Annotated in this window: 28 protein-coding genes and 1 pseudogene; 10 read left to right on the top strand and 19 right to left on the bottom strand. The window is 72.5% G+C overall.

All coding sequences use genetic code 11. The features are described 5' to 3' along the window. On the top strand, positions 1-194 hold a 194-nt coding region (locus AB0M46_RS44690; protein WP_363346512.1), incomplete at its 5' end, for a hypothetical protein. A gap of 468 nt (positions 195-662) precedes the next feature. Here the strand turns inward: AB0M46_RS44690 and AB0M46_RS44685 are convergent. The 6 genes from AB0M46_RS44685 to AB0M46_RS44660 all read right to left on the bottom strand — a co-directional run bounded on the left by AB0M46_RS44685 (position 663) and on the right by AB0M46_RS44660 (position 5,192). Beyond that, positions 663-1,232 carry a hypothetical protein gene (locus AB0M46_RS44685; RefSeq protein WP_363346510.1) on the bottom strand — a complete coding sequence of 190 codons (570 nt, stop codon included), beginning with the start codon at positions 1,230-1,232 and terminating at the stop codon, positions 663-665. Next, positions 1,229-2,143 (bottom strand): zinc metalloprotease HtpX, encoded by a 915-nt coding sequence (htpX, locus tag AB0M46_RS44680; protein ID WP_363346508.1) that lies wholly within the window; start codon positions 2,141-2,143, stop codon positions 1,229-1,231. The genes AB0M46_RS44685 and htpX overlap by 4 nt, the downstream gene beginning before the upstream one ends. A 10-nt stretch (positions 2,144-2,153) precedes the next feature. Next, complete coding sequence (locus AB0M46_RS44675; RefSeq protein ID WP_363346506.1) at positions 2,154-2,432, bottom strand: hypothetical protein; 279 nt, start codon at positions 2,430-2,432, stop codon at positions 2,154-2,156. Beyond that, the gene (locus AB0M46_RS44670; RefSeq protein ID WP_363346504.1) at positions 2,429-3,205 is read right to left on the bottom strand and encodes a PspA/IM30 family protein; all 777 of its coding nucleotides are present in this window, start codon (positions 3,203-3,205) and stop codon (positions 2,429-2,431) included. The genes AB0M46_RS44675 and AB0M46_RS44670 overlap by 4 nt, the downstream gene beginning before the upstream one ends. Before the next feature lie 236 nt (positions 3,206-3,441). Beyond that, entirely contained in the window at positions 3,442-4,680 is a 1,239-nt protein-coding gene (locus AB0M46_RS44665; protein ID WP_363346502.1) for a hypothetical protein, read from the bottom strand. Further along, entirely contained in the window at positions 4,677-5,192 is a 516-nt protein-coding gene (locus AB0M46_RS44660) for a SigE family RNA polymerase sigma factor (protein ID WP_363346500.1), read from the bottom strand. The genes AB0M46_RS44665 and AB0M46_RS44660 overlap by 4 nt, the downstream gene beginning before the upstream one ends. 137 nt (positions 5,193-5,329) lie before the next feature. On the opposite strand from AB0M46_RS44660, the gene AB0M46_RS44655 reads away from it, so the two are divergent. Next, positions 5,330-5,974 carry a class I SAM-dependent methyltransferase gene (locus AB0M46_RS44655; RefSeq protein ID WP_363346498.1) on the top strand — a complete coding sequence of 215 codons (645 nt, stop codon included), beginning with the start codon at positions 5,330-5,332 and terminating at the stop codon, positions 5,972-5,974. 8 nt (positions 5,975-5,982) lie between these two features. Here AB0M46_RS44655 and AB0M46_RS44650 read toward each other — a convergent pair whose 3' ends face one another. From AB0M46_RS44650 to AB0M46_RS44640, 3 genes are read right to left on the bottom strand one after another with little or no spacing between them, the layout of a single operon-like run. Continuing rightward, a complete protein-coding gene (locus tag AB0M46_RS44650; RefSeq protein WP_363346496.1) occupies positions 5,983-8,292 on the bottom strand; it encodes a heavy metal translocating P-type ATPase in 2,310 nt (769 codons plus the stop codon). A gap of 11 nt (positions 8,293-8,303) precedes the next feature. Next, complete coding sequence (locus AB0M46_RS44645) at positions 8,304-9,233, bottom strand: hypothetical protein (protein ID WP_363346494.1); 930 nt, start codon at positions 9,231-9,233, stop codon at positions 8,304-8,306. Between the two features lie 2 nt (positions 9,234-9,235). After that, positions 9,236-9,442 (bottom strand): cation transporter, encoded by a 207-nt coding sequence (locus tag AB0M46_RS44640; protein ID WP_363346492.1) that lies wholly within the window; start codon positions 9,440-9,442, stop codon positions 9,236-9,238. A gap of 144 nt (positions 9,443-9,586) precedes the next feature. Between AB0M46_RS44640 and AB0M46_RS44635 the strand changes: the two genes are divergently transcribed. The 3 genes from AB0M46_RS44635 to AB0M46_RS44625 all read left to right on the top strand — a co-directional run bounded on the left by AB0M46_RS44635 (position 9,587) and on the right by AB0M46_RS44625 (position 12,349). Next, a complete protein-coding gene (locus AB0M46_RS44635; RefSeq protein ID WP_363346490.1) occupies positions 9,587-9,877 on the top strand; it encodes a metal-sensitive transcriptional regulator in 291 nt (96 codons plus the stop codon). 184 nt (positions 9,878-10,061) lie between these two features. After that, on the top strand, positions 10,062-11,093 hold the full coding sequence (locus AB0M46_RS44630) for a C40 family peptidase (RefSeq protein ID WP_363346488.1): 1,032 nt from the start codon (positions 10,062-10,064) through the stop codon (positions 11,091-11,093). Between the two features lie 344 nt (positions 11,094-11,437). Then, positions 11,438-12,349, top strand: a complete 912-nt coding sequence (locus AB0M46_RS44625; RefSeq protein WP_363346486.1) for a cytochrome c oxidase assembly protein — start codon at positions 11,438-11,440, stop codon at positions 12,347-12,349. 173 nt (positions 12,350-12,522) lie between these two features. Here AB0M46_RS44625 and AB0M46_RS44620 read toward each other — a convergent pair whose 3' ends face one another. From AB0M46_RS44620 to AB0M46_RS44580, 9 genes and pseudogenes are all read right to left on the bottom strand, one after another. Next, positions 12,523-13,206, bottom strand: coding sequence for a response regulator transcription factor (locus AB0M46_RS44620; protein ID WP_363346484.1), 684 nt, complete (start codon positions 13,204-13,206; stop codon positions 12,523-12,525). Beyond that, complete coding sequence (locus AB0M46_RS44615; RefSeq protein ID WP_363346482.1) at positions 13,203-14,405, bottom strand: sensor histidine kinase; 1,203 nt, start codon at positions 14,403-14,405, stop codon at positions 13,203-13,205. The genes AB0M46_RS44620 and AB0M46_RS44615 overlap by 4 nt, the downstream gene beginning before the upstream one ends. A 46-nt stretch (positions 14,406-14,451) precedes the next feature. Further along, positions 14,452-15,912 (bottom strand): alpha/beta hydrolase, encoded by a 1,461-nt coding sequence (locus AB0M46_RS44610; protein ID WP_363346480.1) that lies wholly within the window; start codon positions 15,910-15,912, stop codon positions 14,452-14,454. 188 nt (positions 15,913-16,100) lie between these two features. Continuing rightward, a complete protein-coding gene (locus AB0M46_RS44605) occupies positions 16,101-17,168 on the bottom strand; it encodes a cation-translocating P-type ATPase (RefSeq protein WP_363346514.1) in 1,068 nt (355 codons plus the stop codon). Then, a pseudogene (locus tag AB0M46_RS44600) lies at positions 17,096-18,667 on the bottom strand (HAD-IC family P-type ATPase); the annotation flags it as partial. The gene AB0M46_RS44605 and the pseudogene AB0M46_RS44600, both read right to left, overlap by 73 nt. After that, a complete protein-coding gene (locus AB0M46_RS44595) occupies positions 18,664-19,320 on the bottom strand; it encodes a Chromate resistance protein ChrB (protein WP_363346478.1) in 657 nt (218 codons plus the stop codon). The pseudogene AB0M46_RS44600 and the gene AB0M46_RS44595, both read right to left, overlap by 4 nt. Before the next feature lie 10 nt (positions 19,321-19,330). Beyond that, on the bottom strand, positions 19,331-19,522 hold the full coding sequence (locus tag AB0M46_RS44590) for a hypothetical protein (protein WP_363346476.1): 192 nt from the start codon (positions 19,520-19,522) through the stop codon (positions 19,331-19,333). A gap of 12 nt (positions 19,523-19,534) precedes the next feature. Further along, positions 19,535-20,314: a hypothetical protein gene (locus AB0M46_RS44585; RefSeq protein WP_363346474.1), complete on the bottom strand. Its 780-nt coding sequence runs from the start codon at positions 20,312-20,314 to the stop codon at positions 19,535-19,537. Positions 20,315-20,443: 129 nt separating this feature from the next. Beyond that, on the bottom strand, positions 20,444-21,277 hold the full coding sequence (locus tag AB0M46_RS44580; protein WP_363346472.1) for an SDR family NAD(P)-dependent oxidoreductase: 834 nt from the start codon (positions 21,275-21,277) through the stop codon (positions 20,444-20,446). Between the two features lie 216 nt (positions 21,278-21,493). Here AB0M46_RS44580 and AB0M46_RS44575 point away from each other — a divergent pair, with 216 nt between their 5' ends. Further along, a complete protein-coding gene (locus AB0M46_RS44575; protein WP_363346470.1) occupies positions 21,494-22,030 on the top strand; it encodes an alpha/beta hydrolase in 537 nt (178 codons plus the stop codon). Positions 22,031-22,133: 103 nt separating this feature from the next. Further along, positions 22,134-23,009, top strand: a complete 876-nt coding sequence (locus AB0M46_RS44570) for an NAD(P)H-binding protein (protein WP_363346468.1) — start codon at positions 22,134-22,136, stop codon at positions 23,007-23,009. A gap of 124 nt (positions 23,010-23,133) precedes the next feature. On the opposite strand, the gene AB0M46_RS44565 is transcribed toward AB0M46_RS44570, so the two are convergent. Beyond that, positions 23,134-23,721: a MarR family winged helix-turn-helix transcriptional regulator gene (locus tag AB0M46_RS44565; RefSeq protein WP_363346466.1), complete on the bottom strand. Its 588-nt coding sequence runs from the start codon at positions 23,719-23,721 to the stop codon at positions 23,134-23,136. On the opposite strand from AB0M46_RS44565, the gene AB0M46_RS44560 reads away from it, so the two are divergent. The 3 genes from AB0M46_RS44560 (at position 23,716) to AB0M46_RS44550 (ending at position 26,012) form a co-directional block, all read left to right on the top strand. Beyond that, positions 23,716-24,558: an SDR family NAD(P)-dependent oxidoreductase gene (locus AB0M46_RS44560; RefSeq protein WP_363346464.1), complete on the top strand. Its 843-nt coding sequence runs from the start codon at positions 23,716-23,718 to the stop codon at positions 24,556-24,558. The genes AB0M46_RS44565 and AB0M46_RS44560 overlap by 6 nt on opposite strands. Beyond that, positions 24,555-25,259: a DUF4386 domain-containing protein gene (locus tag AB0M46_RS44555; RefSeq protein WP_363346462.1), complete on the top strand. Its 705-nt coding sequence runs from the start codon at positions 24,555-24,557 to the stop codon at positions 25,257-25,259. The genes AB0M46_RS44560 and AB0M46_RS44555 overlap by 4 nt, the downstream gene beginning before the upstream one ends. A gap of 111 nt (positions 25,260-25,370) precedes the next feature. After that, a complete protein-coding gene (locus AB0M46_RS44550; RefSeq protein ID WP_363346460.1) occupies positions 25,371-26,012 on the top strand; it encodes a hypothetical protein in 642 nt (213 codons plus the stop codon). Positions 26,013-26,232 lie beyond the last annotated feature (220 nt).

Genomic DNA, 26,232 nt, shown 5'->3' with positions numbered 1-26,232 from the left:
CGTTGGCCGAACTGGCCCCGGCAACGTCGACGCACTTACCGCCGAACCCGGTGATCGGCCCACTGGAAGCGGCCGAGGCCGCCGTCATACCGACGGCAGTCACGCCGACGACGGTGGCAACCGTCGCGGCGATGGCGAACCCGACGCGGCGACGAGGCCAGCGCCGGGCAGTGAATGAGGGTGTCACGTACTGATCCCTTTCTGGGCGGCGCCCGCACCCGGACCATATGGTTGGGGGTGGTCCGCGCGTCGGGCGGGAGCAGTCCCCGGCCGACCGCGCAGGCGACGGCAGGGGTCGGATCTGTCAAGGTAGTTAACAGATCCACCGGAGGCTATTCCGACACCCGAAGGCAAGTCAATATAGGACTTGAATTAAGGTGCTGAGCTGCGGTTTTGCATTCCGGCACAGGGTGCTGCACGGGCCGTCGGCCCGACGCGCGATCACAGCGGGTAGGCGCTCATCGGCAGGAGCGTCGCCGGCTCGTGATCGAGGGCCGGCGGGAACTGCCGGGCTGGCGGGTAGCTCCTACGCTGACGACGGGCAGCTGCGGCGTGCGCCGGGCGCTGCCCTTCACGCGCACCTGCACGTCAAGGGCGTAGCGGCGCAGGCTGTGCGTGCGCCGGGGATGAGCCGATGGGCCGGGCCCGTTACCGCGGCGGGCCTACAGCGCCGGGGTCGTCCAGATCGGAAACCAGCGGCCGAGGTCGGCCTCGACCGGCAGCTCGCCGCCGAGCTGCGCGCGGACCTCCAGCTCCAGGGCGTTGTCGCGGCTGTGCGCCCCCGTGGGCGCGAACGGGTAGAACGTGCCGCGCTTGAACAGGTACACCAGCCCGAGCCGGCGCACGCCGGCGCCGGTGAAGCCGATGACCGTGCACAGCAGGCTGGGGCCGTAGCCGGCGTCGGCGAGGGTGCTGTTGACCGCGTGCAGGTCGGTGACGAGGCCGGCGAGGTCGTCGGGGTCGCGCCGCCCGGCGATCCAGGTGTAGCCGTACTCGTCCTGGCTGACGGCCACCCGCGCGGCCTGGTCGGCGGTGAGCAGCGCCAGCGCGTCCGCCTGCGCCCGCGCGGCGGCCTGGCCCTCGGCCGTCTTGAAGCACACGGCGCCGGCACCGGTCGCGACGAGGTCGAGGGCCGCCTGCAGGGTGGTGGCCGCGGCCGGGACCGCGAACAGGGCGTCGAGGTCGGGCTGGACCGGTTTCGTGCGCCCCAGCAGCGCGTCGAGGAATCTCATGCCTCCGGTGCCGCCTCCTGAAGTTCGGCCGAGATCTGCGCCAGCTGGTCCAGCCGCCGTTGCAGGCTCGGATGCGTGGAGAGCAGGGTCGCCAGGCTCGGGCGCGCCCCGACCGCGGGGGTGAAGAAGAACGCGTTGAACGCCTGCGCGGTGCGCAGGTCGCGGGTCGGGATGCGGGCCATGTCGCCGGTCACCTTCGTCAGCGCGGAGGCGAGCGCGGAGGGGCGGCCGGTCAGCGTCGCGCCGGCGCGGTCCGCGGCCAGTTCCCGGTAGCGCGACAGGGCCCGGATCAGCAGGAAGCTCAGCGTGTACACCATCGCGGAGACGGCCATGACCAGCCCCAGCAGCAGGTACGTCTGGTCGCCCCCGCGGCGGCGGCCGCCAAAGAGCTGCGAGTAGAACATGAAGCGGGTGACCATGCCGGCCACGACGCCGAGGAACGCGGCGAGCGTCATGACCGTCACGTCGCGGTGGGCGATGTGGGACAGCTCGTGGGCGAGCACCCCCTCCAGCTCGCCGGTGTCGAGCCGGCGCAGCAGGCCGGTGGTCACGCACACCACCGCGCGCTCGGTGTTGCGGCCGGTGGCGAACGCGTTGGGCAGGTCGGTGTCGGCCACCGCGACGCGCGGCTTGGGCATGTCGGCGGCGGCGCACAGCCGGTCGACGATCCCGTGCAGGCGCGGCTGCTGCTGCGGGTCGACGATCCGAGCACCCATGCCGGCCAGGGCGATCCGGTCGGAGCACCAGTACTGCACGGCCAGCACGCCGCCGGCGATGACCACGATCGCCACCCACGAGCGCAGCAGGGTGACGAGCACGGCGACGAACGCCACGTACACCAGCCCGAGCAGGAACACGGTCAGCACCATCCGGGCCGTCAGCCGGTGGTCGGGGCGGAACCTCGTACGCATCGCCGGCTCCTCAGCCCGGGATGAGGCCCTCGTCGCCCAGCAGCGCGGCCACATCCGCCAGGTCGCTGTCGGCCCCGGGCAGGACCAGACCGGAGGCGGTCAGCTCGGCGTCGGGCACGCCGGTGCCGCGGGCGCGGACGGCGGCGAGCAGGTCGCCCAGCCGGGCGTGGAACGCGGCCCGGTCGCCGGTGTCGACGGCCGCCTGGACCTCGGCGTCGAGCGCGTTGAGCTCGCCCAGCGCCGAGTCCGGCACGCGGTACTGGCCCTCGCCGAGAATTCTGATGATCATCGCCGGGCCTCCTCGTCCGACGGCCGCCCGCCCACCGCGCGAGGCTCCGGCCGCCCGCCCACGGCCGGCGCCGGCCGGGCGGCCTTGAGCGCGGCCAGCTCACGGTCGACGCCCTGGTCGCCGCGCGCCGCGTCGAGAGCGGCCTGCAGGTCGTCGCGGCCGGCAGTCGTCGCGGTGGCGTCCTGCAACGCGCCGGAGGTGAGCAGCTCGTCGATCGCACCGGCGCGGGCCTGCATCTGCGCCGTGCGGTCCTCGGCGCGCTGCACGGCCAGCCCGACGTCACCCATCTCCTCGGAGATGCCGGAGACCGCCTCGCCGACGCGGGTCTGCGCCTCGGCCGCGGTGTAGGTGGCCTTGATGGTCTCCTTGCGCGTGCGGAACGCCTCCACCCGGGCCTGCAGCCGGGTGGCGGCGGTGGTGAGCTTGGCCTCCTCGCCGCTGAGCGCGTCGCGCTGGGCGGTGATCTCATCCATCTGGGCGGTGACGGCGGCCCGGCGCGTGAGGGCCTCGCGGGCGAGGTCGTCGCGGCCGACGTCGACCGCCTGCGCGGCCTGCTCCCCCAGCTTGTCGGCGGCCTGCTGCAGCTGGGCGAGCTGCAGGTCCAGGCGCTTGCGGCTGGTGGCGACGTCGGCCACGCCGCGGCGGACCTTCGTCAGCATCTCCAGCTGGCGTTCGTAGGAGTAGTCGAGCACCTCGCGGGGATCCTCGGCCCGGTCGAGGGCCTTGTTGGCCTTGATCCGGAACAGATCGGCCAGGCGGCGGGAAATGCTCACGACACCTGTCCTTCCTCTCGCCACACGACGCCGGTGCGGCGCCACCTCCAATCTTGCTTCGCCCGGCGGCACCACCGCACCGGTCATGGCGGGCGCGGCCGAAGCGCGGCCGGAGCGCGGCGGCGCCGGAACCGCCCGGATGTTCACCCCACAGATGTCGTACGGCGGCAGGAGACCACCCGGCATGAGGAAACGGCTGCCTTGCTCCAGCGGGCTGCGGGTATGGAGGCGGTGGCTCATCGACTCGCGGCTTCGTACTCCACCATGACGTACACCCGGGATAGGTCGCTTGTTGCCGTTGCCGGGACCAGGTCGTGGCCGGTGGTGCCGACGCGGCCGACCGTCAGCGTGCCCAGCCGGTCGGAGTGCTGCGCCGGGTCGACGGTCACGATCCGGTTCGTGGCGACCACGTTCGCGTCCGCGGGTATCCGGTCCAGCCGGGCGCTGCCGCCGGCGCCAGCCACCCGCAGCGGCCGGTACGTGATGTCGGTCAGCGCATCGATGCTGAACGAGGCGGCGGTCACCAGTTCCACGTCGGCCTCTTCGCCGCTCGCCGCGGTGATCCGGCCGAGCAGGCCATCCGGCGTCGCGACCAGCAGGCCAGCGATGAGGGCGCGCGGCGAGCCCTGGATTCGGACATGGTCGGGTGAGCGGGCCAGGACCGTGGCCGGCACGGCGACCGCGTCGCCAATGGCGCCGCCGTCGGCCGGGCCGCGGAAGACGACAGTGCCGTTATGCCTTGCGATGACGGTGGTGTTGATCGGCGTCGCGCCGGGCGGCAGCGACACGAGCAGCCGCCGGCCCAGGTCCGGGCCGCCGCCCTCGACCAGTTCCTGGTCCACGGCCGTGGAGTGGTAGCCGAAGCCGGTCACCCCCGGCGCGCCGAGCGCGAACAGCCAGGCGGCGGGGCGGGAGTCGAGCGGCTCGATGCCCGTCGCGGTACCCAATCGTCCGCTCACCATGCTCACCACCCGGGTGGTGACCGGGTCGGGCGCCGGCCGGTCGGCCCGCAGGCGCAGCGCGTCGCGGTCGTCGGCGGTGCCGGTCAGGATGGCCAGCCGGGGCTCGCCCTGCGCGTCGCGGCCTTCGAGCACCACGACGGGGCCGAGGAGGACCGGGTCGCGCTCGACGAGCAGGGCATGGATGTCGGTGTGCGGGCCCGAGGCAAGGGTGGAGTCCCAGACCTGTACCGCCTCGGCCAGCAGGCTCGTGCCGGTGGCGTTGCCGGTGACCGGCCAGCCGAGGAACGGCCCGTCGGCGGCGGTGACGGGCATCGGCGTCGGTCGCGCCACCAGCGCCACGCCGATGGTCACGACCGCGACCGCGGCGGCGAGCGCTGCCAGGCCGCCGGCCCGGCGCCGACCGCGAAGCCGGCGGGTGCGGTGGCGGATCTCCTCGTGCGGCACCGGCAACGGACCGAGCTCATCGGCCAGATCGTGTAGCCGCTGCTGCAGCAGCTCGTTGCTGTCGGTCATCGGTCCACCTCCGCGGGCTGCGCATGGGTTTTCTCGGCGGGCAGGTCGCGGCGCAGCCGCTGCAGCCCGCGTGAGGTCAGGCTCTTGACGGTGCCGACCGAGCAGCCGAGCACGGCGGCGGCCTGCTGCTCGGACAGGTCCTCGTAGAACCGCAGCACCACGGCCGCGCGCTGCCGCGGCGGCAGCTCGGCGAGGGCCCGGCGCAGCACATCGCGGTCGTCCATCATCGAGGCGGCATCGGCCAGGCCGCGGTCGGGGACGGCCTGGACCGGGATCTCCTGCCGCCAGCGACGGCTCCGGCTGCTGCGAAACACGTTGACGAGGATCTTGCGCACATACGCATCCGGCGCCGCGTCGAGCCGGTGCCAGGCCAGCGCGGCGCGGGCGAGCGCGGTCTGGACGAGGTCCTCGGCCTCGTACCGGTCGCCGCACAGCAGATACGCGGTACGCGTAAGGCGCTGATAGGCGACCAGCACGAAGTCGCGGAAATCGAGCTCGCTGTCGCGGTCCACCCGTGCCCCCGATCGGCCACCGAAACCTGGTCAGTCTCCATACCCGCGACGTACGGCAGAAGGTTGCCGCGCCTCTCGCGCGGGATCCGCGCCGCCTCGTTGGCGCTCTGCGCGATCCCGTTGCGGATGATGGGGCGATGACCGATGAGGTGCTGGCCAGCCAGGCCGAGTACTACCGCCGGCGCGCGGGCGAGTATGACGTGACGGCGTATGGCGATGTTGCGGCTGCTCGTGCGCGGATCGCCCGGCTCGTCGCGCAGATGCGGCCAGGCGGGACGGTGTTGGAGATCGCGTGTGGTACCGGGCTGTGGACCGAGGCACTTGCCGGCGCGGCCGGGGCGGTGACCGCGATCGACGCGGCGCCCGAGGCGGTGGCGATCGCTCGCGAGCGGGTCGGCTCGGCGAACGTCAGGTTCGAGGTTGCCGATGTCTTCTCGTGGACGACGGCGGTGCGGTTTGACGTGATCTTCTTCTCTGCGTGGCTGTCCCACGTGCCGACGAGCCTGTTCGAGCCGTTCTGGCTGCTGCTGCGGCAGCTGCTGGCGGATGGCGGCCGGGTGCTGTTCATCGACGAACATGTCGATGTCCGGGACAAGGAGACCTATCTGACCGGCGCTGGCGAGATCGTCGAGCGGCGCCTGCGGGACGGCAGCACGTACCGCGTCGTCAAGAACTTCGTGGAGCCGGAGCAGCTGGAGCGCCGGCTGCGCGGAATCGGTTGGGAGTGCCGGATCCGGCGGGACGGCGATTGGGTGCGTGGTGAGGCCCGGCCTGTGCCGTAGCGTGGCTGCTACGGCAACCCGTTACTGCGGGGCTCAGCTTGGCGGCCACTCGGGCGCTGCTGCTCGGGTGCGCCGGGCTTGAATCGCCGCAGGCGCAGGCTGTTGGTGACGACGAACACGGAGGAGAACGCCATCGCGGCGCCGGCGAGCATCGGGTTGAGCAGCCCGGCGGCCGCGAGCGGCAGGGCGGCGACGTTGTAGGCGAACGCCCAGAACAGGTTGCCTTTGATGGTACGCAGGGTCCGCCGGGACAGGCGGATCGCGTCGACGGCGGCCAGCAGGTCGCCGCGGACGAGGGTCAGGTCGGACGCCTCGATGGCGACGTCGGTGCCGGTGCCCATGGCCAGGCCCAGGTCCGCCTGCGCGAGGGCGGCGGCGTCGTTGACGCCGTCGCCGACCATCGCGACGACCTTGCCGTCGGCCTGGAGGCGCTTGACGACGTCGACCTTGTCCGCCGGCAGGACGTCGGCGATCACCTCGCCGATGCCGACCTGCTCGGCGATGGTACGGGCGACGGTGGCGTTGTCGCCGGTGAGCAGGATCGGGGTCAGCCCGAGTGCGCGCAGGGCGGCGATCGCCTGACGGCTGGTCGGCTTGACCGCGTCGGCGACGGTGAGCAGCCCCCGGGCCCGGCCGTCCCAGCCGGCGAGGATTGCGGTGCGGCCGGCGGCCTCGGCGGCGCTCTGGGCCGCGCGCAGCTCGTCCGGGATGGTCAGGCCGTCGTCGAGCAGGAGCTTCGCCCGGCCGGCGGTCACGGTGCGGCCCTCGACGGTCCCCCGGACGCCGAGCCCTTCGGCGTTGCCGAATCCGGTCACCGCCGGCAGGGGTCCGTGCCGCTCGGCCGCGGCGGTGGCGATCGCCCGCGCGATGGGGTGCTCGGAGGCGGCCTCCAGCGCGCCGGCGATGCGCAGCACGTCACCGGCGTCGGTGCCCTCGGCGCCGGCGACATCGTGGAGGCTCATCTGGCCGGTGGTGACGGTGCCGGTCTTGTCCAGCACGACGGTGTCGACGCGGCGCGTGGACTCCAGGGCCTCGGGGCCCTTGATGAGGATGCCGAGCTGAGCGCCGCGGCCGGTGCCGACGAGCAGCGCGGTCGGGGTGGCCAGGCCCAGCGCGCAGGGGCAGGCGATGATGAGCACCGCGACGGCGGCGGTGAACGCGGCGGTGAGCCCGGTGCCGGTGCCGATCCAGTAGCCGAGGGTGGCCACGGCGAGGGCGATGACGATCGGTACGAACACCCCGGAGATGCGGTCGGCGAGACGCTGCACGGCGGCCTTGCCCGCCTGTGCCTCCTCGACGAGGCGGGCCATCTGGGCCAGCTGTGTGTCGGCGCCGACCCGGGTCGCGCGCACGACGAGCCGGCCGCCGGCGTTGACGGTCGCGCCGACCACGGCCGTGCCGGGGCCGACCTCGACCGGGACGGACTCGCCGGTGAGCATGCTGGCGTCGACGGCGGAGGTGCCGTCCTCGACGACGCCGTCGGTGGCGATCTTCTCGCCCGGCCGCACGACGAACCGGTCCCCGACCGTCAACCGCTCGACCGGGATGCGGGTCTCCACGCCGCCCCGCAGGACGGCGACGTCCTTGGCGCCGAGCTCGAGCAGGGCGCGCAGGGCCGCGCCGGCGCGGCGCTTGGCCCGGGCTTCGAAGTAGCGGCCGGCGAGGATGAACAGGGTGACGCCGGCGGCGGCCTCGAGGTAGATGTTGCCGGCGCCGTCGCTGCGTTCGATCGACAGCTCGAACGGGTGCGTCATGCCGGGCGTGCCGGCGGTGCCCAGGAACAGTGCCCACAGCGACCAGCCGAACGCGGCGATCGTGCCCAGCGAGACGAGCGTGTCCATGGTGGCCGCTCCGTGGCGCAGGTTCGTCCAGGCGGCCCGGTGGAACGGCCACCCGCCGTAGACGACGACCGGCGCGGCGAGGGTCAGCGACGCCCACTGCCAGAAGGTGAACTGCCACGCCGGGACCATCGCCAGGACGATCACCGGGACGGCGAGCGCCAACGTCACCCACAGCCGGGTGCGCAGGCCGCGCAGCTCGTCGATCGGCTCGGCCGCGGTGCCGCCGGTGTCGGGCGGCTCGGGCAGGGCGGCGGTGTAGCCGGTCTGCTCGACCACGGTGATCAGGTCCTGCGGGGTGAGGTCGCCGGTGTAGGTGACGGTGGCCTTCTCGGTGGCGTAGTTGACGGTGGCCGTGACCCCTTCGACGCGGTTGAGCTTCTTCTCGATCCGCATGGCGCAGGAGGCGCAGGTCATGCCGCCGATGGTCAGCTCGATGTGGTTCGGTACCGCGATCAGCGGCCGGGTCGGGGATGCCATCGGTGCCTCCGTCAGCTGTGCGTGTGGCCGGGCTCGCCATGCCCCGTCGCCGGCGCGGTGCCGGCGACGGCGGTGAACTCCGCGGTACGGACCGTCCCGGCGTGCTGGAAGTCCAGGAACAGGCGGTAGGTGCCGGCGCTGGGCACCTCGGCGAAGAACGTGACGTGCGGGCCGGCCGCGGTGTGGCCGTCGCCGGGCGCGCCGTCGGGGTGGACGTGCAGGTAGGCGAGGTCGCCGTCACGCAGGGCGACGAGGTGCCCGTAGGCGCCGAGGTACGGCTGCAGGTCGGTGACCGGGGCGTCACCCCGGGTCACGGTCAGGGTCAGCTTCGACGCGGTACCGGGGGTCAGCGCGCCGTCGAGGGCGACGGTGTAGCCGTCCACGGTCGCGGTCCGCTGCGGGGCGGGCAGGGCCGCGGGCTGGTAGTCGCCGGGGGCGGGCACGTCGACGCCGAGGGTCAGCGGGCGCCCGTGCCCGGCCGGCTGGAAGTCGGCGAACACCCGGTACTGCCCGGGCGTGGCCACGGCCAGCGGCACGCTCCAGGTGCCGTCCGGGTCGCGTTGCGGGTGCAGGTGCTGGAACCCGGACAGATCCCGGCGCACCACGATGAGGTGCAACTCCTTGTCGTGGCTGACCGCGTAGCCGGTGACCGGCCGGGCGTCGGGCCCGAGGACGCGGAAGCGGAACGGCGCCGCGCCGGTCGTGCCCAGCGTGGTGGTGAGCGGCTGGAGGCGGTAGCCGTCCTCGGCGACCTGCAACCCACCGGGCAGGTACGCGAAAGCGTCGTGACCTGCGGTGGTGGGCGTGGTGGCGGAGTGCCGGGTATCGGAGTGGGCGGCCGGGGCGGGGGCGGGGCCGGCGATGCTGCCGACCCCGGCCGCCGCGGCGAACACGGCCACCAGCCCCAGCGCGTAGGCGCCGAGCTTGAGCGCAGTACGCACGGCTAGCTCGCCACCTCGTATCCGGCCTCGTCGACCGCGGCGCGGACCGCGGCGTCGTCGAGCGCCTGCGCGCTCGTGACGGTGACGGCGCCGCTGGCCAGGTCGACCTGGACGTTCTGGACGCCGTCGAGCTTGCCGATCTCGCTGGTGACGGACTGCACGCAGTGGCTGCAGGTCATGCCGGTCACGGTGTAGGTCTGCGTCGTCATGACGGTCTCCTTCTGCTGTCGGCCCGCGGTATCGAAGCCTGTGGTCCCGGAGGGTCCGGTGTTGCGCTCGACATCCAATATACCTGTACCCCCCAGGGGTAGAAAACAGGCAGTACCCCCTGGGGGTTCGCTACAGTGGAACTCATGACCACCCCCACCCGCGGCTACACCGCCACCAAGGACCAGTTGCAGAGCCGCCTGCGCCGCATCGAGGGCCAGGTCCGCGGCGTGGAGAAGATGGTCGACGAGGACCGGTACTGCATCGACGTGCTCACCCAGATCAGCGCCATCCAGGCGGCCCTGGACAAAGTGGCGCTCGGGCTGCTCGACGACCACGCCCGCCACTGCATGCGCCACGGCGCCGAGGAGGGCAAGGGCGAGGAGATGGCCACCGAGATGATGGCGGCCGTCGGACGCCTGATGCGCCGCGGCTGACGCACACCCCGACCAGCCGGCACGCCAGTCGGCTGCGTTCAACTACGCACCGCGTCGTTGTCCGCACTGTCCGGCAATCGGTCGACGCATTACTTGTGCACGGTACGCCCAGTACGTAGGGTCGGCTGCGGTGCGACCGCGGTGGTGCACACGTTGCTCGCCCGACCGCGTCTACCAATCTGGTATGGCCGAGGGAAAAGGGAGCCTGCAGCACGTGCCGCCACGCCGCCCGCGACACTCCACCGCAACCCTGGCCACGCCGGCCCGCGCCGTCATCGCGTTCCTCGCCGCCGTGGCGATCCTGCTCTCCGGAACCGGCACCGCGCAGGCCGAGCCGACACCGGCGGAGCTGGAGCAGCAGATCGACGAGATGTGGAACCAGCTCGAGCCGACCATCGAGCAGTACAACCAGGTCCACAGCCAGCTCAAGGAGAACCAGGCCAAGGCGGCGGCGCTGCAGCAGCAACTCCAGCCCCTGCAGGACCAGGTCGAAGCGGCGATGGGGAAGATCGGTGAGATTGCGGCCCGGCAGTACAAGGTGGGCCGGGTCACCACCATGCAGGTGCTGCTGTCCGGGTCCACCCCGACCGACATGCTCGACCAGCTCGCCATGGTCAATGCCATCGCCCGCAACGAACACGCGCAGATCGCGGGCGTAGCCGCGGCGCGGGACAAGCTGGCCAGCGACAAGCAGACCCTGGACGGGCTCATCGCCCAGCAGTCGGTGCAGGACGCCGACCTCGCGGCGAAGAAGACCCAGATCGAGGGCAAGGTCGCCGATCTGCAGAAGCTGCGCCAGCAGGTGTACGGCAGCAGCGGTGCCACCGGCACGCTCAAGCCGGTCGCGTGCCCGGTCGACTACCTCGGCGGCGCCGGCGGCACGGCGGCAAAGAAGGCGTGCGAGCTCATCGGCAAGCCGTACGTCTGGGGCGCGACCGGTCCGAAGAGCTACGACTGCTCCGGCCTCACACTCGCGGCCTGGGCCGCCGCCGGGGTCACGCTGCGCCATTACACCAAGTGGCAGTGGGACGACGCCAAGGCCGTCTCCCGCGCCGACCTGCGCCCCGGTGACCTCGTGTTCTTCTACAGCGACCTGCACCACGTGGGCATGTACGTCGGCGGCGGGTGGATGGTGCACGCACCCACCAGCGGCGACTACGTGCGGATGGCCAAGCTCGACGGCCGGCCCATCGCCGGCTACCGCCGCCCCGGCTGAGCCCGCCTCGAGCAGGTCCAGGGTCTCCTCGACGCGGCGGGCTCGACTCGATCACACCCGGCATCGACCCCGGCAAGGCGCTGCCGGGGTCGCCGGTGCCCGGCCACCACCGCCGCGGTGCATGACCGCAGGTGAACCTTGAGCGACTGCGCGGCGCGCCGCCGCTGCCTCGCCCGGTCGCCGACGGCCTCGCCTACCGCCGCGCATAGAGTTGGCGCATCGGACGCGGAGAACTGCGCGACCGGCGGGAGGTACTCAGTGTGATCACCTATGGCGGGCCACCGGCGCCCAGTTTCGCCGCCGCACCGGGCACGTGGCACGCCGACCCGTTGATGTTGGCCGCCATGGTGGTCGTGGCAGCCGGCTACCTGATCGGCGTCTGGCGGGTCCGCCGCGCCGGTGGGCACTGGCCGGCGACGCGCACCGCCGCCTTCTTCGGCCTGGGCCTGGTCGCCCTCGCCGCGGCCACGATGGGCTGGCTCGGCGTCTATGCCCCGGTGCTGTTCTCGGCGTACGCGCTGCAGGTGGTCGCCCTGCTCATGGTGGTTCCGCTGCTGCTCGCTCTGGGCCGGCCGATCGGGCTGGCCAAGGCCGCGCTCGGGCCGGCGGGGTCGGCGCGGCTCGACGCAGTCCTGAACAGCCGACCGGCCCGCCTGTTCACGGTACCGGTGATAAGTCCGCTCCTGCTCGCCGTGATCCCGTTCCTGATCTTCTTCACACCCTGGTACCAGGCAACCCTGCAGCATCCGCTGCTCGCGTCCGTGAGTCACCTAGCGCTGCTGCTGGCCGGACTCGCCGTCCTGGTGCCGATCTGGGAGGCCGACACCATCGCGGCACCCGTCCCGTATCTCCTGGCCCTCATGTTCGCGCTGATCGAGCTGCTCGCCGACGCCGTGCCCGGCATCGTGATCCGGCTCGACACCCACGTGATCGCTGACGCGTACCTCGCCGCCCTCGGCCGGCCCTGGGGCGGGAGCCTCCTGCACGACCAGCAACTCGGCGGCGACCTCCTCTGGGGCATCGGCGAGGCCGTCGACGTCCCGTTCCTCGCCCTGCTCCTGCTGCAGTGGGTCCGGGCCGACGCCCGCGAGGCCCGGACCGTCGACGCGGCGCTGGACACCGTCGCAGCGGGCGGCGGCAGCGGCTCGCCCGGCGCCGAGGACCCCGGCGACGGCCTCGACCGCCCCTGGTGGGAGACGGACGCCTCGGTCTTCGGCGACCGGGCATCCCACTTCCAGCGGCGCGAGCATGACTGAGCCGACGCCGGACTGCTCCAGCGACCTGCACCACGTGGGCCTGTACGTCGGCGGCGGGTGGATGGCCGAGCTCGACGGCCGGCCCCGGCTGAGCCCACCTCGAACCGTGTAACGGGCACCTCGGGCGCTCTGCGCGCTCGGGCACCCGCCGCGGGAAACCCGGGCCGGCGTCGCTACCCGGCGTCGTATCCGTCCGGGGTGACCAGGCCGTTCTGGTAGGCGAAGACCACCAACTGGGCCCGGTCCCGCGCACCGACCTTCGCCATCGCGCGCGCCACGTGCGTCTTCGCGGTGAGCGGGCTGAGCACCAGACGGACCGCGATGTCGTCGTTGCTCAGCCCGGCCGCGACGAGTTGCACCACCTCCCGCTCCCGGGCGGTGAGCAGGGTCAGCTCCGGCGCTTCGGGCCTCGGCCTGGCCGCGGGCTGCTCCGACCGGACCGAGCGTCGGATCACCGCCCGGGTGACGCTGGGCGACAGCAGCGCGTCGCCGCGGGCCACCACGCGCACCGCCTGCGCCAGTTCGTCCGGGTCGGTGTCCTTGACCAGGAAGCCGCTGGCGCCGGCGCGCAGGGCGGCGAACACGTTGTCCTCCTCGGCGAACGTGGTCAGCACCAGGACCCGGACCCCGGACAGCTGGGCGTCGCCGGTGATCAGGCGTGTGGCGGTGATGCCGTCCACATCGGGCATCCGGATGTCCATCAGCACGACGTCCGGGCGCAGCTGCCGGGCGAGTGCTACCGCCGTGCCACCGTTGCCGGCCTCGCCCACCACCTCGATGTCGGGCACGCCCTCCAGCAGCGCCCGGAAGCCGGCCCGCACCAGGGCCTGGTCGTCGACGAGCAACACCCGGATCACGACGCCTCACCTTCCAGCGCCTCCGGCGCATCCCGGGGCAGTATCGCCCGGACCCGGAAACCGCCGTCCGGCCGGGGCTCGGCCGTCAGCCGCCCGCCCAGCGCTTCGACGCGTTCCCGCATGCCCTTCAGGCCGCGTCCGCCGCCCGGGGCGTCCCTCGGTGCGTCAGCGGCGCCGGGGCCCGACCCGTCGTCGTGCACCTCGACGGTCAGCGACTCGGGCGTCGCCCTCAGCAGTACCGCGGCGCTGGCCTGCTGGCCGGCGTGTCGCAGCACGTTGGTCAGCGCCTCCTGCAGCACCCGGTACGCCGCCTGATCCACCGCTCTCGGCAGCCGTTGGCCGGCGAGATCGCTGTCCACCTCGACCCGCAGACCAGCGGCCCGCACCGCGCCCAGCAGTTCGGGTAGCCGGTGCAGGCCGGCGTCCCGCTCCGGCGGAGCGGCCGGGTCCCCGCAGCGCAGGACACCGAGGGTGGCCCGCATCTCTGCCAGCGCCGCCCGGCCGGTACCACGGATGGCCTCCAGCGCCTCCCGGCTGCGCTCCCGGTCTCGGTCCAGCAGCTGCAGCGCGGCGGCGGACTGCACGGTGATGGTGGCGATCGCGTGCCCCACCGTGTCGTGCAGGTCGCGGGCGATCCGCAGCCGCTCCTCGCTGACCCGGCGCTGTGCCTCCAGCTCACGCTCCCGCTCGGCGTGGGCCAGCCGGTGCCGTACCTCGGTGGCGTACGCGGCCCGGCTGCGGATCAGCGCGCCGAGCAGGATCGCCACCGCGATCGTCGCGGCCTGCGGCAGGAACGCGGAGAGCACGTCCAGCGCGGGTGTCCCCCGGTGCGCGATCAGCGCGATGGCGCCGGCGCTCAGGAAGAAGACCGGTACCGGCACCGCCCACCACAACCGCCCGGCGCGGGTCGCGTCGTACAGCGGCACCGCGAGCACCAGCCCCGGCGGGAACCCCGGATAGTCGAGGGCGTAGAAGAGCAACAACACCGCGGAGACCACGTACAGCACGACCGTCGGGTAGCGCCGGCGCAGCAGCAACGGCACCGCCATCGCCACCCCGAGCGCGTACGCGAACCAGTCCCGATCGACCGAACCCACTTCGCGGCCGGTCGCTATCGCGATCTCGTCGGCGACCAGCACGGCGAGCACGATCCCGGCATCGGCCATCCACCGCCGCAACGCCAGCCCGCCCCTCGACACGCGCCCACGGTAAGCGCCCGGACATCCGATTGCCACCGGTGGGGCGTCATCGCAGCGTCGCCGTGAAGAAGTCCACCACCATGCCGGTCACCTCCTGTGCCGACGGGCGCTGTCCGGGGGTGGCCAGCGTGTGCCCGGTGCCGGCGACCTCGACGAACGTGGCAGGCACACCGGCGGTGCGCAGCCGCTCGGCGAACCGGACGGACTGGCGCGGGGCGACGTCCTCGTCCTGCGCGCCGTGCAGGATCAGGAACGGCGGCGCATCGCCGCGGATGTGGTTGATCGGACTGGCCGAGCGGCGGGTGGCCGTGGACGAGCCGATACCGGCCCAGAGCAGGAAGCGGATGAACGGCGGCGCGTCGGCGAAGTCGTTGAGGTCGGTCGGGCCGAACATGTCGACGACGGCCTGCACCGCGCTGGACTGCTCGGCGTACGGGCCGGACACCCCCTGGCGGTCGGTCAGACCCAGCATCGAGGAGAGCCAGCCACCGCCGCTGGAACCCCACACACCGATACGGGACGGGTCGACGCCGAGATCGGCGGCGTGCGCCCGCAGGAACCGCACCGCGCATGTGGCATCGTCGAGCGGGGCGGGCCACGGGGCGGCGGGTGTCAGCCGGTAGTCGATCGAGGCGACGAGGTAGCCGTGGGCGTTCAGCCGTTCTTGCAGCGGTGTGAACAGCGCGGCCTCGTGGTTGGACAGTGACGCGCCGAGCCCGGAAAGCTTCCGGTCGCCGAGCACCAGGCCGCCTCCGTGGATGTACATCGCCACGGGCGCGCCACGGCCGGGCGTCGCGGCGCCGGCCGGCGGCAGGTACACGTCCATGGCCAGGGGAACCCCGCCCATCCGGCAGTACTCCACCGTGCTGCGCTTGCCGGCGGGCAGGTGGCGGGGCGCGGCGCCGCCCGGAAACCCGGCTCCCGCGAACCCGTCGCTGGCCCCGCTGAACCCCACGAACGTGGCCACGAGCACGACCAGCGTCACCGGCGTGACAGCGATCGCCCCAGCCACCCGGCGCAGCCGCGGCCGGCGCGGGGCCCGCTCGTCCGGCCCGCGGGACGCGAGCACATGACGGGCCGACACGATGCCGAGTCCCGCTACGCCGATGGCCTGCAGCGCCGCGCAGATGGCGTCGGTGAACCCGATCACCGAGTCGGCCGGTATCCACGGCGACGGGCCGGGCAGGGCCGGTGTGCCGCGGGTCAGGAGCCACCCGATGAGTACGGCCAGTGCCGCGGCGGCGGCCAGCAGTACCCGGCGCAGCGTCGGACGGGCCAGCACGCGGGCAACCGCACCCAGCTGCGCGGCGCCCACCGCGGCGAACAGCAGGGCGTACGGCCACGCGGTCCGCCACACCGCGGCCAGCGGAGCGAGGTAGATCAGCGCACCGCCCGTGGCGGCCAGCAGCGACGTGATCAGCAGCGGGCCCCGGCGCAGCGGCCGCCGCCGCGCCGCCGGGGCCGGGACGACGTCAGCGGCGTGTGGGGACAACGTTTGTTCTGGCATGGCACCGATCGTCGCGACCCGGGCGCGTGGCATCGTCCGCCCCCGGTAGACAATCGACGCACGCCGGTGCCTCTGCATACTTCGTGCGGGTACTGCGCCGGGAGTAGCGCCGGACGGCGGCACGTTCGAACACGGCGGGCCCGAGTCATCGGCACCGGCGCCGTCCGGTCGGTAACCGGCCAGCCGGGTTACAGCCGGTCCGGCAGCCGCAGGGCGCGACCGCCAGCGGTGGCGAGGCCGACGGCGATCGCGATGGTGAGGGCGACGACGGCGACGTCGCGGCCATTGAGCGGCGCGAGGTGCAGCAGCCGGCCGGCGGGCGTGAGGGTGGCGACCACCGCGACGAAGGTGGCGGTGACGGCCCAGACGGGAAAGGCGGCACTGGTACGCCAGGAAAGTCCGGGCTGCGTGCGCAGGGTCCACGCGATGAGGGCGTGCCCGGCGAGCCAGCCGAGGACGCCGGCGGCCCGGGCCATGGCCGGCGAGTCGTGGGCCAGCAGCAGGTAGCCGGGCAGGACCGCCACCGTGAGCGTGACCGCGACGGTGGCGATGGCGGCCAGGGCGGGGCGGTCCAGGAACCGGGTGCCGGCGGGGCGGGGCGGGCGGCGCATCGCGTGCGGGGCGGCGGGCTCGGCGACGAACGCGACGGAGGCGCCGAGGTCCATGAAGATCTCAAGCAGGACGATGTGGACCGGCGCGAACGGCACGGGTAGGCCGGCCGCGAGGGCGGCGAGCAGGACGATGACGAGGGCAAGCTTGGCGCCGAGGTAGAAGGCGACGGCGCGGCGCAGTTGGGCGCCGATGTTGCGGCCGGTGGCCACGGCGGCCACGACCGTGGGGTAGGCGTCGTCGGTGAGGACGATGTCGGCTGCGGCGCGGGCGAGGTCGGCCCCGCGGCGGCCCATGGCGATGCCGACGTCGGCGGCGGCGAGGGCGGGGGCGTCGTTGGCGCCGTCGCCGGTGACGGCGACCGTATGACCGCTGGCCTGCAGGGCCCGCACGAGGCGATGTTTGACGGCGGGGTGGCCCGGGCCACGACGGTGCCGTGCTCGAGCAGCGACGCGAGGTCGTCGTCGGTGGCGTCGGCGAGGCGGTCCCCGCGGGCGACCAGGCGACCCGCGGGCAGGCCGGCCTCGGCGGCCACGGCGGCGGCCGTGCCGGGATGGTCGCCGGTGACGACGATCGTGGCGACGCCCGCGCCGTGCAGCGTGGCGACGGCGGCGGCAACGTCGGGGCGCAGCGGGTCGGCGAAGCAGGCGAGCCCGGCATACCGCAGTCCGGCCTCGGCCCCGTCGCGGTCGGCCGGGGCATCGGTGAGATCACGTTCGGCGAACGCGACGACGCGCAGGCCCTGCCGGGCCCGGTCGGCGACCAGGGCCTCGAGGCGGGTCCGCTCGGCGGGGTCGAGGGTGCACCGCTCCAGGACGGCCTCAGGGGCGCCGGCCACGGCGAGCCGCAGCCGGTTGCCGGACGTGCGGTGGAGGCGGCTGAGCAGCTTGCGCTGCGGGTCGAACGGGTGTCCGGCAACGGCCGGGCCGGGATCGGCGATGCCGTCGGCGGCGGCCGCGCCGAGCAGCTGCTGCTCCATCGGTTCGCGGCCGCCGGGCGGATAGGCGGCGACGGCGGTGGTCAGGATCCTCCGGCGGTCGCCGACGAGTTCGGTGAGCCGGAGGTGGTTCTCGGTGAGGGTGCCGGTCTTGTCGGTGACAACGACGTCGACCGCGCCGATCGTCTCCCCGGCCCGCAGCCGACGCAACAACGCGCCGCGGCGGGCCAGCCGGCGGCCGCCGACGGCGAGCAGGACGACGACGAGGATGGGCAGCTCTTCGGGGACGGTGGCGAAGGCGACGGTGAGCCCGGAGAGCAGCATGTCGCGCACCGGCTGGCCGGCGAGCACGCCGACGAGCGGTACCGCGACGCTGGCGGCGACCGCGATGACCAGGACGGCCCGGGCGAGCTGCGACAGGGCGCGCTGCAGCGGGGTCGGCGGTTCCTTGGTGTCCGCGACGAGCCGGCCGAGCCGGCCGAGCTCGCTGTGTGCGCCGGTAGCGGTGAGCACCGCACGGCCGCCGCCGGCGACGACGGCGGTGCCGGCGTACAGCATGCTTGACCTGGCGGCCAGCGGCGTGCCCCGCGGGACCGGGACGGCGCTCTTGCCGACCGCGGCGGCCTCACCGGTCAGCGTCGACTCCTCGACGCGCAGGCCCCGCGCGTCGAGGAGCCGGGCGTCGGCGGGGACGACATCGCCGGCCTCGACGGCGATCACGTCGCCGGGGACAAGCTGCGCGGCCGGGACCTCATGCACGCCGGCGGGAGTGACGAGGCGCGCGGTCGCGGCGGTCATCGCCCGCAGCGCCTCGATCGACCGGGCGGCGCGCATCTCGGTGCTGGTCTCCAGCACCGCCACGACGGCGATGACGGCGGCGATCGCAACCGCGTCGGACAGCTCCCCGAACACGGCGGAGAGCACGGCGACGGCGATGAGCAGCAGCTGCAGCGGCTCCGTAAACGACTCGGCGAGCTCCGGCAGCCACCGCTTCGGCCGGCGCACCTTGCCGGGCACGTTCGGCCCGTACCGGGCCAGAAGGTCGGCCCGCGCCTGCGGTTGCAGGCCGTCGGGGCCGCTGCCGAGCGCCTCGAGGACGGCGCTGGCGGCGGTGCTGTAGGCGGGGACATCGCCGGTGGCGGCCGTGCCGGAGAGACGGCCGGGGTCGCGTGGTCCGCCGGTGGCCCGGGTGTCGCTGAGCCTCGTCATGCGGCGCCTGGCTGGTCGGTGGCGGGGACGGTCCGCCGCCGTGGTCGCCGGCCCTCCGCCCCGCCCGGCGCCGGTGCGCTCCCGGCCGGTTCGGCGGACGGTTCGGGCCCGGTCTCGGCGTGCAGGGCGGCGGTCTCGAACTCGGTCAGGGCCCGGGCGCACGCCTCGACCGCCTCGACGGCGGCGCCGCGTCCGGGCGCGCCGAAGTGGTCCCGGGCCGTGATCTTGGCCAGCCAGGCGCGGAAGCGCTGCAGGTCCGCCTCGGACTCCTCGACCTCGGCGTAGGTGGCGCGGCCGCGCGCGGTCTCGGTGGCCAGCTCGGCGAGCAGCTCGGGCGTGCGCTCGCAGACTTCGCCGTACTCGGCGTCGCGGGCGGCGTTGAACTGTCCGACGAGGTCGGCGTACTCGGCCGGGTCGGGCACGGTGATCGTGTAGACCTGCGCGGTGCCGCCCTCGGCGCGGACCCGTCCGGCCAGGCGTTGGACCTGCCGCACGATCGGCGGGCGGGCCGGCAGCAGGCACACGGACTGCTGCAGGTAGAGCGCGCCGAGCGAGCGCAGTTTTCGCCAGACCATCACCCGTACACTCGCCGCCGCACCGGCGCTGGACGTGCTGATCAGCAGCAAGGGTTCAGGCTGTGCCACCTCATCCACAGAGGCCATGTTACGAGCGCAACAGTCGACGGTTGCGAAGGTAACGCAAGTCGCCCGCGAGCGTTGCGGCGACGGCGTTGGCCAGGGCCGGGCGGCCGTCGGCCGGGATGGCGCTGGGCGAAGGGGCCGTGGCCGCCGGGTCGGCGGCCACGGGTGGGGTCGAGTCGCCGCACGCGCTGGTGAGCGCGAGGGCGCAGGCCATTAGATCGCGAGGCTATTGGTAGGCCTGGGCCGGCATCTCGACGATCCTGCCGGTCGGCTTGGTCACGGAGACCGGCTTGCCGTAGTCGAAGGCGGAGAAGCCGTAGACGACGGTGTTGCCGTCCGTGTTGCCGTGGGCCAGGTCGATCTGGACCTTGTCGATGCGGCCCTGCGGGTCGAGCTTGGCCGTGAACGGCAGGGCCGTCGCGGACGCGCCGACGTGTTCGGTGAAGTCGGAGACGAGGTGCACGACGGCCGGATTGGTCTTCGAGACCTTCGTCAGGTCGATCGCGCCCTTGTACTCCCCGTTGCCATCGACGGTCACGCCGCCCGCGCCGGCGAGGAGGTCCAGGGCGGCGACCGGGGCGCTGAGGAAGAGCAGCGGGTTGCCGTCGGGCATCTTGGCGTTGCTGTAGTGGCCGAAGGTGTTCGGCTCGACCTCGACCCAGAAGTCGTCGCCCATCGCCGTCATCGACAGGGTGTGTTGGGCGCCCTCGGGGTGGTCCAGCCGGACGCCCTTGGTGTCCGCATCGTACTTGCCGGTCACGCTCTCGCCGTTTTCGCTGAGCGAGAAGGAGAAGTCGCTCGCGGTGGTCGCGGCGACGGCTTTGGCCAGCGCCGGGCCCGCGTCCGGGGGCGGCGTGGGGCTGGCCGGCGGGCTCGCCGCGGCGGTCGTGGTGGCCGGGGCCGAGGCCGCCGAGGGGGTGGGGGTGGACTCGTCGCCGCACCCACTGGTGAGGGCGAGGGTGCCGGCCAGCAGTACCGCGGCCGGCGCATTGATCGTGATTTTCATAGGGGCAGCAGTATCTCCTGACCGCGGCCGTATTCGCGAATGACTTCGGGCAGCGGCGTCCGTGACGAGCACTGCCCGGCCGCCACGCATAGAACGGATGCCGAGCCGGAACCGGATATCGCCGGGTTCTTACAGGCCGACCGCTTTGGCGCTGGCATCCCAGAGCGTGGCGGCAGCGGCCGGGTCGTTCGCGTGGGCGGCGGGTCGGGTCGCGTTGTTCGCTTTGTCGGCCTCGTAGTAGGCGCCGTTGGCGAGGTCGGCGGCCGGGAGGGTGGCGAGTCGAACCAGCCGCGCACCGGCGTTCTCGGGGGTGACCAGGAATGGGGCGTATCGGAAGAAGAATCGTGCGGCAGCGCGGTCGCTTGCGAAGTTCGACCGTACGATGCCGGGGTGGAACGAGACGCTGGTCACGTCGGGCCAGCGGCGGGCCGTCTCGGCGGTGAAAAGAATGTTCGCGGACTTGCTCCAGCCATAGGTCCGGGACGATTGGTACTTCTGCGGGTCACCGGTGAAGTCGGTGAGGCCGTTGGCGCCGGGGCGGACCTGGCGGTGGATGCCGGAGGCGGTGTTCACCACCCGGGCGCCGGCCAGGCGCTCCCGCAGCAGGTTGGTCAGCAGGAACGGGGCTAGGTGGTTGCCCTGGATGGTGGCCTCGAAGCCGTCCGGGGTGCGGCGGTAGTTGGCGATCATGCTGCCCGCGTTGTTGGCCAGGACGTCGATCTTCGGGTAGGTGCCGATCAGGTACGCGGCGAGGTCGCGTACCTGATCGAGAGACTCGAAGTCGGCGCGGAACTGGCCCGGCTCCCGGCCGTTGCCGGCGGCGCGCACCCGGTCGACCGCCGCGGCGAGGCGGGCCGGGTTGCGGCCGACCAGGACGACGTGGTCGCCGTTGGCAGCCAGTTGCTCGGCTGCCGCCAGGCCGATCCCGGAGCTGGCGCCGGTGATGACGATGGTCCGGTTCATGGTGCTCACTCTCGATTCGTGTTCCGCAGGTGTTGTGGAAGTGGTGTTCGAGGGTGTATGGGATCGCTCGGTCACCCGTGGAAATGTGCGCCGAGTGACGGACGTCTTTGTCAGGTGCGCTCGGCGGGTCTTCGTGTTCGACTCAGCGAGGGTACGCGGATCCGAGCGGCAGGCCCTAAGTCAACGGCAGCCTCGCCCGGTCGCTACGGTCACCGGGTGATCGCTGGAGTTATCGTCCCGGGGCGCGGTTACGGCCCGCAGGCGCCTCTGCTTGACCTTGCCCACGAGGCGCTGGCCGACCGCGACGCAGCCGTGGAGGTCGTGCACTGGACCGTGCCGGAGGGCCTGCTGGATATCGGGCCGGAGCCATTCGTCCGGGCCCACGTGTCTGCGGCACTGCACCGGCTCGCCGGCCGGACACCAGGCGCGCAACCCGTGATTATCGCCAAGTCGCTCGGCACACATGCCGCCCTGCTCGCGGCCGAGCGGGAACTCCCGGCGATCTGGCTGACACCGCTCTTACACATGGACGTCATCGCAGAGGCAATCACCCGAAACCCGGCACCGGCGCTGCTCATCGGAGGCACCCGCGATCGATTCTGGCTTCCCGACGTCGCCGCCGCGACGGGTAAGGCGGTCGTCACTATCGACGGCGGCGATCACGGCTTGCGCCCGCCCGGGCCGCTGCGGGCGTACACGGACGCCCTCGGCGCCGCCGGCACGGCAATAGAAGAATTCTTATCTCGACTTTGATGGCGCAAAATGACCCGGGGACGGCGTTTGGGCTGGTCAATGGCAATATATGAACGGTGTGTTCGCATTTGCCTCCGCCGAGGTAGCGGGCTAAGCAGAAGCAATGCGAATACTGGTAACCGGGGGAACCGGAAGCGTTGGCAGGCTGGTAGTCGAGCAGCTGCTACATGCCGGTGTGACAGTACGGGTGGTCAGCCGCAGATCCCACCGATCCCCATCCCGGCACGTTGAGGTGTTCCCGGGGGATCTGGCCGACCCGGAGAGCCTGGGTCCGCCCCTGCGGGGTGTGGATCGCATGTACCTGTTCCCGTTCCCGGCAACCGCCTCGGAGGTCGTGCGCCGGGCGGAGCACTCCGGGGTCCGGCGGATCGTCACGCTTTCCTCAGGCGCGGTGAGCAGCGGTCATGACACGAATTTCCACCTCCCCGTGGAGCAGGCGGTGGAGGCGTCCGGGATGGAATGGACCCACGTGCGGCCCGCCGAGTTCATGCTGAACAACCTGTGGCTGTGGGGGCCGTCGATCCGGGCCGAGCGGATCGTGCGTGAACCGTTTCCCGACCGTGCGGGGCACCCCGTTCACGAACGCGACATCGCCGATGTGGCCACGAGCGCCCTGCTCCAGGACGGCCACCAGGGCGCCGCCTACACCCTGTACGGCCCCGAGTTGATCAGCCGCCGTGACCAGATCCGGGTCATTGCCGACGCCATCGGAGCGGACATCCGCCTGGACGTGGTGACCCCGGCGCAGGCCCGCGAGCTCTATCTCGCCCAGGGCGGCTTCGCGGCGGCCTCCGCCGACTTCCTCGCCGGGTTCCAGGCGTACTCCGGCGGGACTTCCGATCCCGCGCAGGTCAAACACGCCGTGACCCCGGAACCCGGTCCGATGCCCACCGCCGAAGACGTCACCGGCACACCCGCCCGGCCGTTCACCGAGTGGGCACGCGACCACGCCGCAGATTTCCGAGCATCCGACACCTGAACGGACGCCCGCCCGACCGTGCCGCACCGGCCCTTGGCCGTACCCCTTGTCGTGCCACGCCCGCTGGATGCTCCGTAGTCGTGTTTGGCGGCCCGTCACGGCACATGTGGTCGCGTCGTCGGCTCTACCGTTCCGGGGAATTGGGTGCGTCGGCCGGGCCGGGCCGGCTTCGTGCCCCGGTCGTGCGCCGTTCGCCGTCTCCCGCAACGGCATCGTCCTCGGTGTTGGGTTTGCGGCGCGCACCCAGCTGGCGGAATCCGGGGTGCACCCCCGGCGTGAGCCCCTGCTGTTCGGCGATGCGCTGCAGCAGGCCGGCGAGCTGGACGCGCTCTTCGCCGTTCAGCGCTGCGCAGATGTCGTCGTCGTGGGCGGAGCCGATGGTGCGCATCTCCATCATCACCTGCTCCCCCTCGGCAGTGAGATGCAGGGCGTGGTGCCGGCGGTCCGTCTCGCCGGGTCGCCGCTCGACGAGTCCCTTGCGGTCGAGGTTGTCGACGAGGGCGACGACGCGGCTCGGCACGACCCCGAGGTCAACCGCCACCGACTGCTGGCTGCGCCCGGGCTGCCCCGCGATCATGCGCAGCAACCCGACGTCGGGTGGTGTCAGCCCGAGCTGCTGAACCCGTTGCGCGAACCCCTCGGCCGCGTGCGCGCCGATCTGGGTGAGCAGGAAGGCCGCCCCCCTCGGGGTGGGTTGCCGGCGTGAATGCATGGCGCTATGGTACTCGAAGCCGAACAATTCACCTCACAGAACTATTCCGTCGAGAGAACGGACAGTACGATGGACTGCAGCAGTCATCCCGATCTGGCGGGCAAGGTTGCGCTCGTGACCGGCGGCTCGCGGGGAATCGGCGCCGCCGCCTGCAATGCCCTGGCCGCCAACGGCGTCAGCGTCGGGGTCAACGGGCGGGACACGGACGCGGTCGACCGCGTCGTGCGGCGCATCAACGACGATGGGGGCAGGGCGATGGCCGTGCCGGGCGACGTCACCGACGCTGACGTCGTGCGGCGGATCTGCGCGGACGTCGAGGCCGGCTTCGGGCCGATTGACATCCTCGCGCCGTTCGCCGGCGGTCAAGGCCAGCCCGTACCGACCCAGGAACTCGACGCCGACCGCTGGCGTTCGACGCTGGAGTCGGATCTGACCTCGGTGTTCCTCGCCGTGCACGAGGTGCTTCCCGGCATGATCGAACGGCGCAGCGGCGCAATCATCACCATGGCGTCGAGCGCGGGCCGGCACCCCAGCCGCGCCAGCGCCGCCTATGCGGCGGCCAAGGCCGGCGTGGTCATGTTCACCAAGCACCTCGCCAACGAGGTCGGCCGGCACGGCATCCGGGTCAACTGCCTGGCGCCTTCCGCGGTGCTCAACGACCGCATGCAACAGTTCATGACGGCGGAGCAGCTCGACGAGCTTGCCGGGTTCTTCCCGCTCGGCCGCATCGGCCGGCCGGAGGACGTCGCCGAGGCCGTGCTCTTCCTGGCGTCGGGCTCGGCGTCCTGGATCACGGGCGTGGCGCTCGACCTCACCGGCGGACGGGTGATCGGATGACCAGCGTCGCCAGCACCGAGACCCGGCGTCGACCAGCCCAGGGCGGCCCACCGCTGGGCATCCTCGCGGCGATCTTCACCGGGCTGTTCCTTGCCGGGCTGATCCTCAGCACCGTGCTTGCCGACGGCAAGCCATATCCCTCGCCGTTCGGCGCAACGCCCGACATCCTGGCGTACTTCCGCGACCACCGCCTCGCGGTCCAGATCGGCGGTGCGCTGCAGTTCGGTGCCGCGATCCCGCTGGCGATCTACGCCGCAACGGTCTCGGCTCGCCTCCACCAGCTCGGCATCCGAGCACCCGGGGCCACCATCGCGCTCGTCGGTGGCGTCCTGTCGTCGGGCTTCCTGGCACTGTCCGGGCTGCTCGCCTGGACACTGTCCCGGCAGGAGGTGCTCGGCGAACCGGCGTTGGTACACGGACTGCAATACCTCAACTTCGCCGCCGGCGGCCCGGGCCACGTCGTCCCGCTGGGCCTGCTGATCGCCGGCGTGGCCGTTCCGGGCCTGCTCGCGCGGCTGCTACCGGCCTGGCTCGCGTGGACCGGTCTGGCCATCGCAGCAGTTGCCGAGGTGGCCACGCTGACGCTGCTGGTCGACAACGCCGCCTACCTGCTGCCGATCGCTCGCTTCACCGGCCTGGCCTGGCTGATCATCGTCGGCTTCCGGCTTCCGCTGCAACGAGCCCGCGCCAACGATGCCTGAAAGCGAAGCGATCGATGGCGTGGCCGGGGCGGCATCCGGGACTCCGGACGCCACGACCAGCAGGGCCGCAAGGACTACGAGCGGAGCAACTACATCGACTATTTCCACTCGTTGCTGCACGTCTCCCCCGACTCACGTCATTTCCTGAGCAACGGCTGGGTGTGGTCCCCGGTGGACATGGTGCGGGTCTTTTCCACCGAGGCGTTCCTGACCGGATACGAGCCGACCAGCATCCCGGTCACCACGGCCTTCGGTTACAACTGGGACCGGCCGTGTACGTTCGTCGGCGACCGGACGTTTGTGCTCGCCCTGGACGACAGCGTGGACACATTGGATGCGGACGAAGCCGCCGACTACACATACCGTCAACTGGCCTTCTTCGAGATTCCGGACGTACCCTCAACCGGCCAGGCGGACCGGTGGCTAGCACCCAGCTCGCTGGTGGCCTGCAACGTGTTTCCTCGCAACCGGTACGGCGAGGTCAAGGGCGAGCTGCACTACGATCCCAAGTCGGGTTGCCTGGTCGCGCTGACCGACGGCGACGGTTCCTTCGTCGTCGCGCTGGATGGCGACGTCGTGGCCCGCGTACCTGACCTCAGCTTCGCAAGTCCGCCGTCGCACGGCGACTTCGGCAGCTCGTACAGCGGCCCCGGCGGATGGTCGTACGCGCCGCAGCATCGGATGTTCTACCGCTGGATCGACGGCGCGGGCATCGAGGAACGCGCCCTGCCCGCAGCACGCCAACCGGCATAGACACGACCGCCAGACGCTCGGTGGGATGCACCTCGATCTCGTCGATCGTTGCCTTGCATCGGGAGTTCGGCGTCGCATGCCGACCACCTCTGGCTGGTCGATCCCAGGTGATCCGATGGTGCACACGGCGACTGCCGGAAGCCTGGTGGGGCTTCCGGCAGTCGGTGTTGTGGTGGTTAGGCGAAGTGGATGGTGTCGGGGTTGGTGCCGCTCCAGCCGC

It is taken from the genome of Dactylosporangium sp. NPDC051485 (genome assembly GCF_040682015.1).
Lineage (GTDB): Bacteria > Actinomycetota > Actinomycetes > Mycobacteriales > Micromonosporaceae > Dactylosporangium.
This window is presented reverse-complemented; position numbering and strand designations above follow the sequence as displayed.

Bases quoted from the DNA above. Each gene is read 5' to 3' on its own strand.
- AB0M46_RS44685 (WP_363346510.1), bottom strand. From the start codon at position 1,232: ATGAGATTCCTCGACGCGCTGCTGGGGCGCACGAAACCGGTCCAGCCC.
- htpX (WP_363346508.1), bottom strand. From the start codon at position 2,143: ATGCGTACGAGGTTCCGCCCCGACCACCGGCTGACGGCCCGGATGGTG.
- AB0M46_RS44675 (WP_363346506.1), bottom strand. From the start codon at position 2,432: ATGATCATCAGAATTCTCGGCGAGGGCCAGTACCGCGTGCCGGACTCG.
- AB0M46_RS44665 (WP_363346502.1), bottom strand. From the start codon at position 4,680: ATGACCGACAGCAACGAGCTGCTGCAGCAGCGGCTACACGATCTGGCC.
- AB0M46_RS44655 (WP_363346498.1), top strand. From the start codon at position 5,330: ATGACCGATGAGGTGCTGGCCAGCCAGGCCGAGTACTACCGCCGGCGC.
- AB0M46_RS44650 (WP_363346496.1), bottom strand. From the start codon at position 8,292: ATGGCATCCCCGACCCGGCCGCTGATCGCGGTACCGAACCACATCGAG.
- AB0M46_RS44640 (WP_363346492.1), bottom strand. From the start codon at position 9,442: ATGACGACGCAGACCTACACCGTGACCGGCATGACCTGCAGCCACTGC.
- AB0M46_RS44635 (WP_363346490.1), top strand. From the start codon at position 9,587: ATGACCACCCCCACCCGCGGCTACACCGCCACCAAGGACCAGTTGCAG.
- AB0M46_RS44630 (WP_363346488.1), top strand. From the start codon at position 10,062: ATGGCCGAGGGAAAAGGGAGCCTGCAGCACGTGCCGCCACGCCGCCCG.
- AB0M46_RS44625 (WP_363346486.1), top strand. From the start codon at position 11,438: ATGGTGGTCGTGGCAGCCGGCTACCTGATCGGCGTCTGGCGGGTCCGC.
- AB0M46_RS44610 (WP_363346480.1), bottom strand. From the start codon at position 15,912: ATGCCAGAACAAACGTTGTCCCCACACGCCGCTGACGTCGTCCCGGCC.
- AB0M46_RS44590 (WP_363346476.1), bottom strand. From the start codon at position 19,522: ATGGCCTGCGCCCTCGCGCTCACCAGCGCGTGCGGCGACTCGACCCCA.
- AB0M46_RS44585 (WP_363346474.1), bottom strand. From the start codon at position 20,314: ATGAAAATCACGATCAATGCGCCGGCCGCGGTACTGCTGGCCGGCACC.
- AB0M46_RS44580 (WP_363346472.1), bottom strand. From the start codon at position 21,277: ATGAACCGGACCATCGTCATCACCGGCGCCAGCTCCGGGATCGGCCTG.
- AB0M46_RS44570 (WP_363346468.1), top strand. From the start codon at position 22,134: ATGCGAATACTGGTAACCGGGGGAACCGGAAGCGTTGGCAGGCTGGTA.
- AB0M46_RS44560 (WP_363346464.1), top strand. From the start codon at position 23,716: ATGCATGGCGCTATGGTACTCGAAGCCGAACAATTCACCTCACAGAAC.
- AB0M46_RS44565 (WP_363346466.1), bottom strand. From the start codon at position 23,721: ATGCATTCACGCCGGCAACCCACCCCGAGGGGGGCGGCCTTCCTGCTC.
- AB0M46_RS44555 (WP_363346462.1), top strand. From the start codon at position 24,555: ATGACCAGCGTCGCCAGCACCGAGACCCGGCGTCGACCAGCCCAGGGC.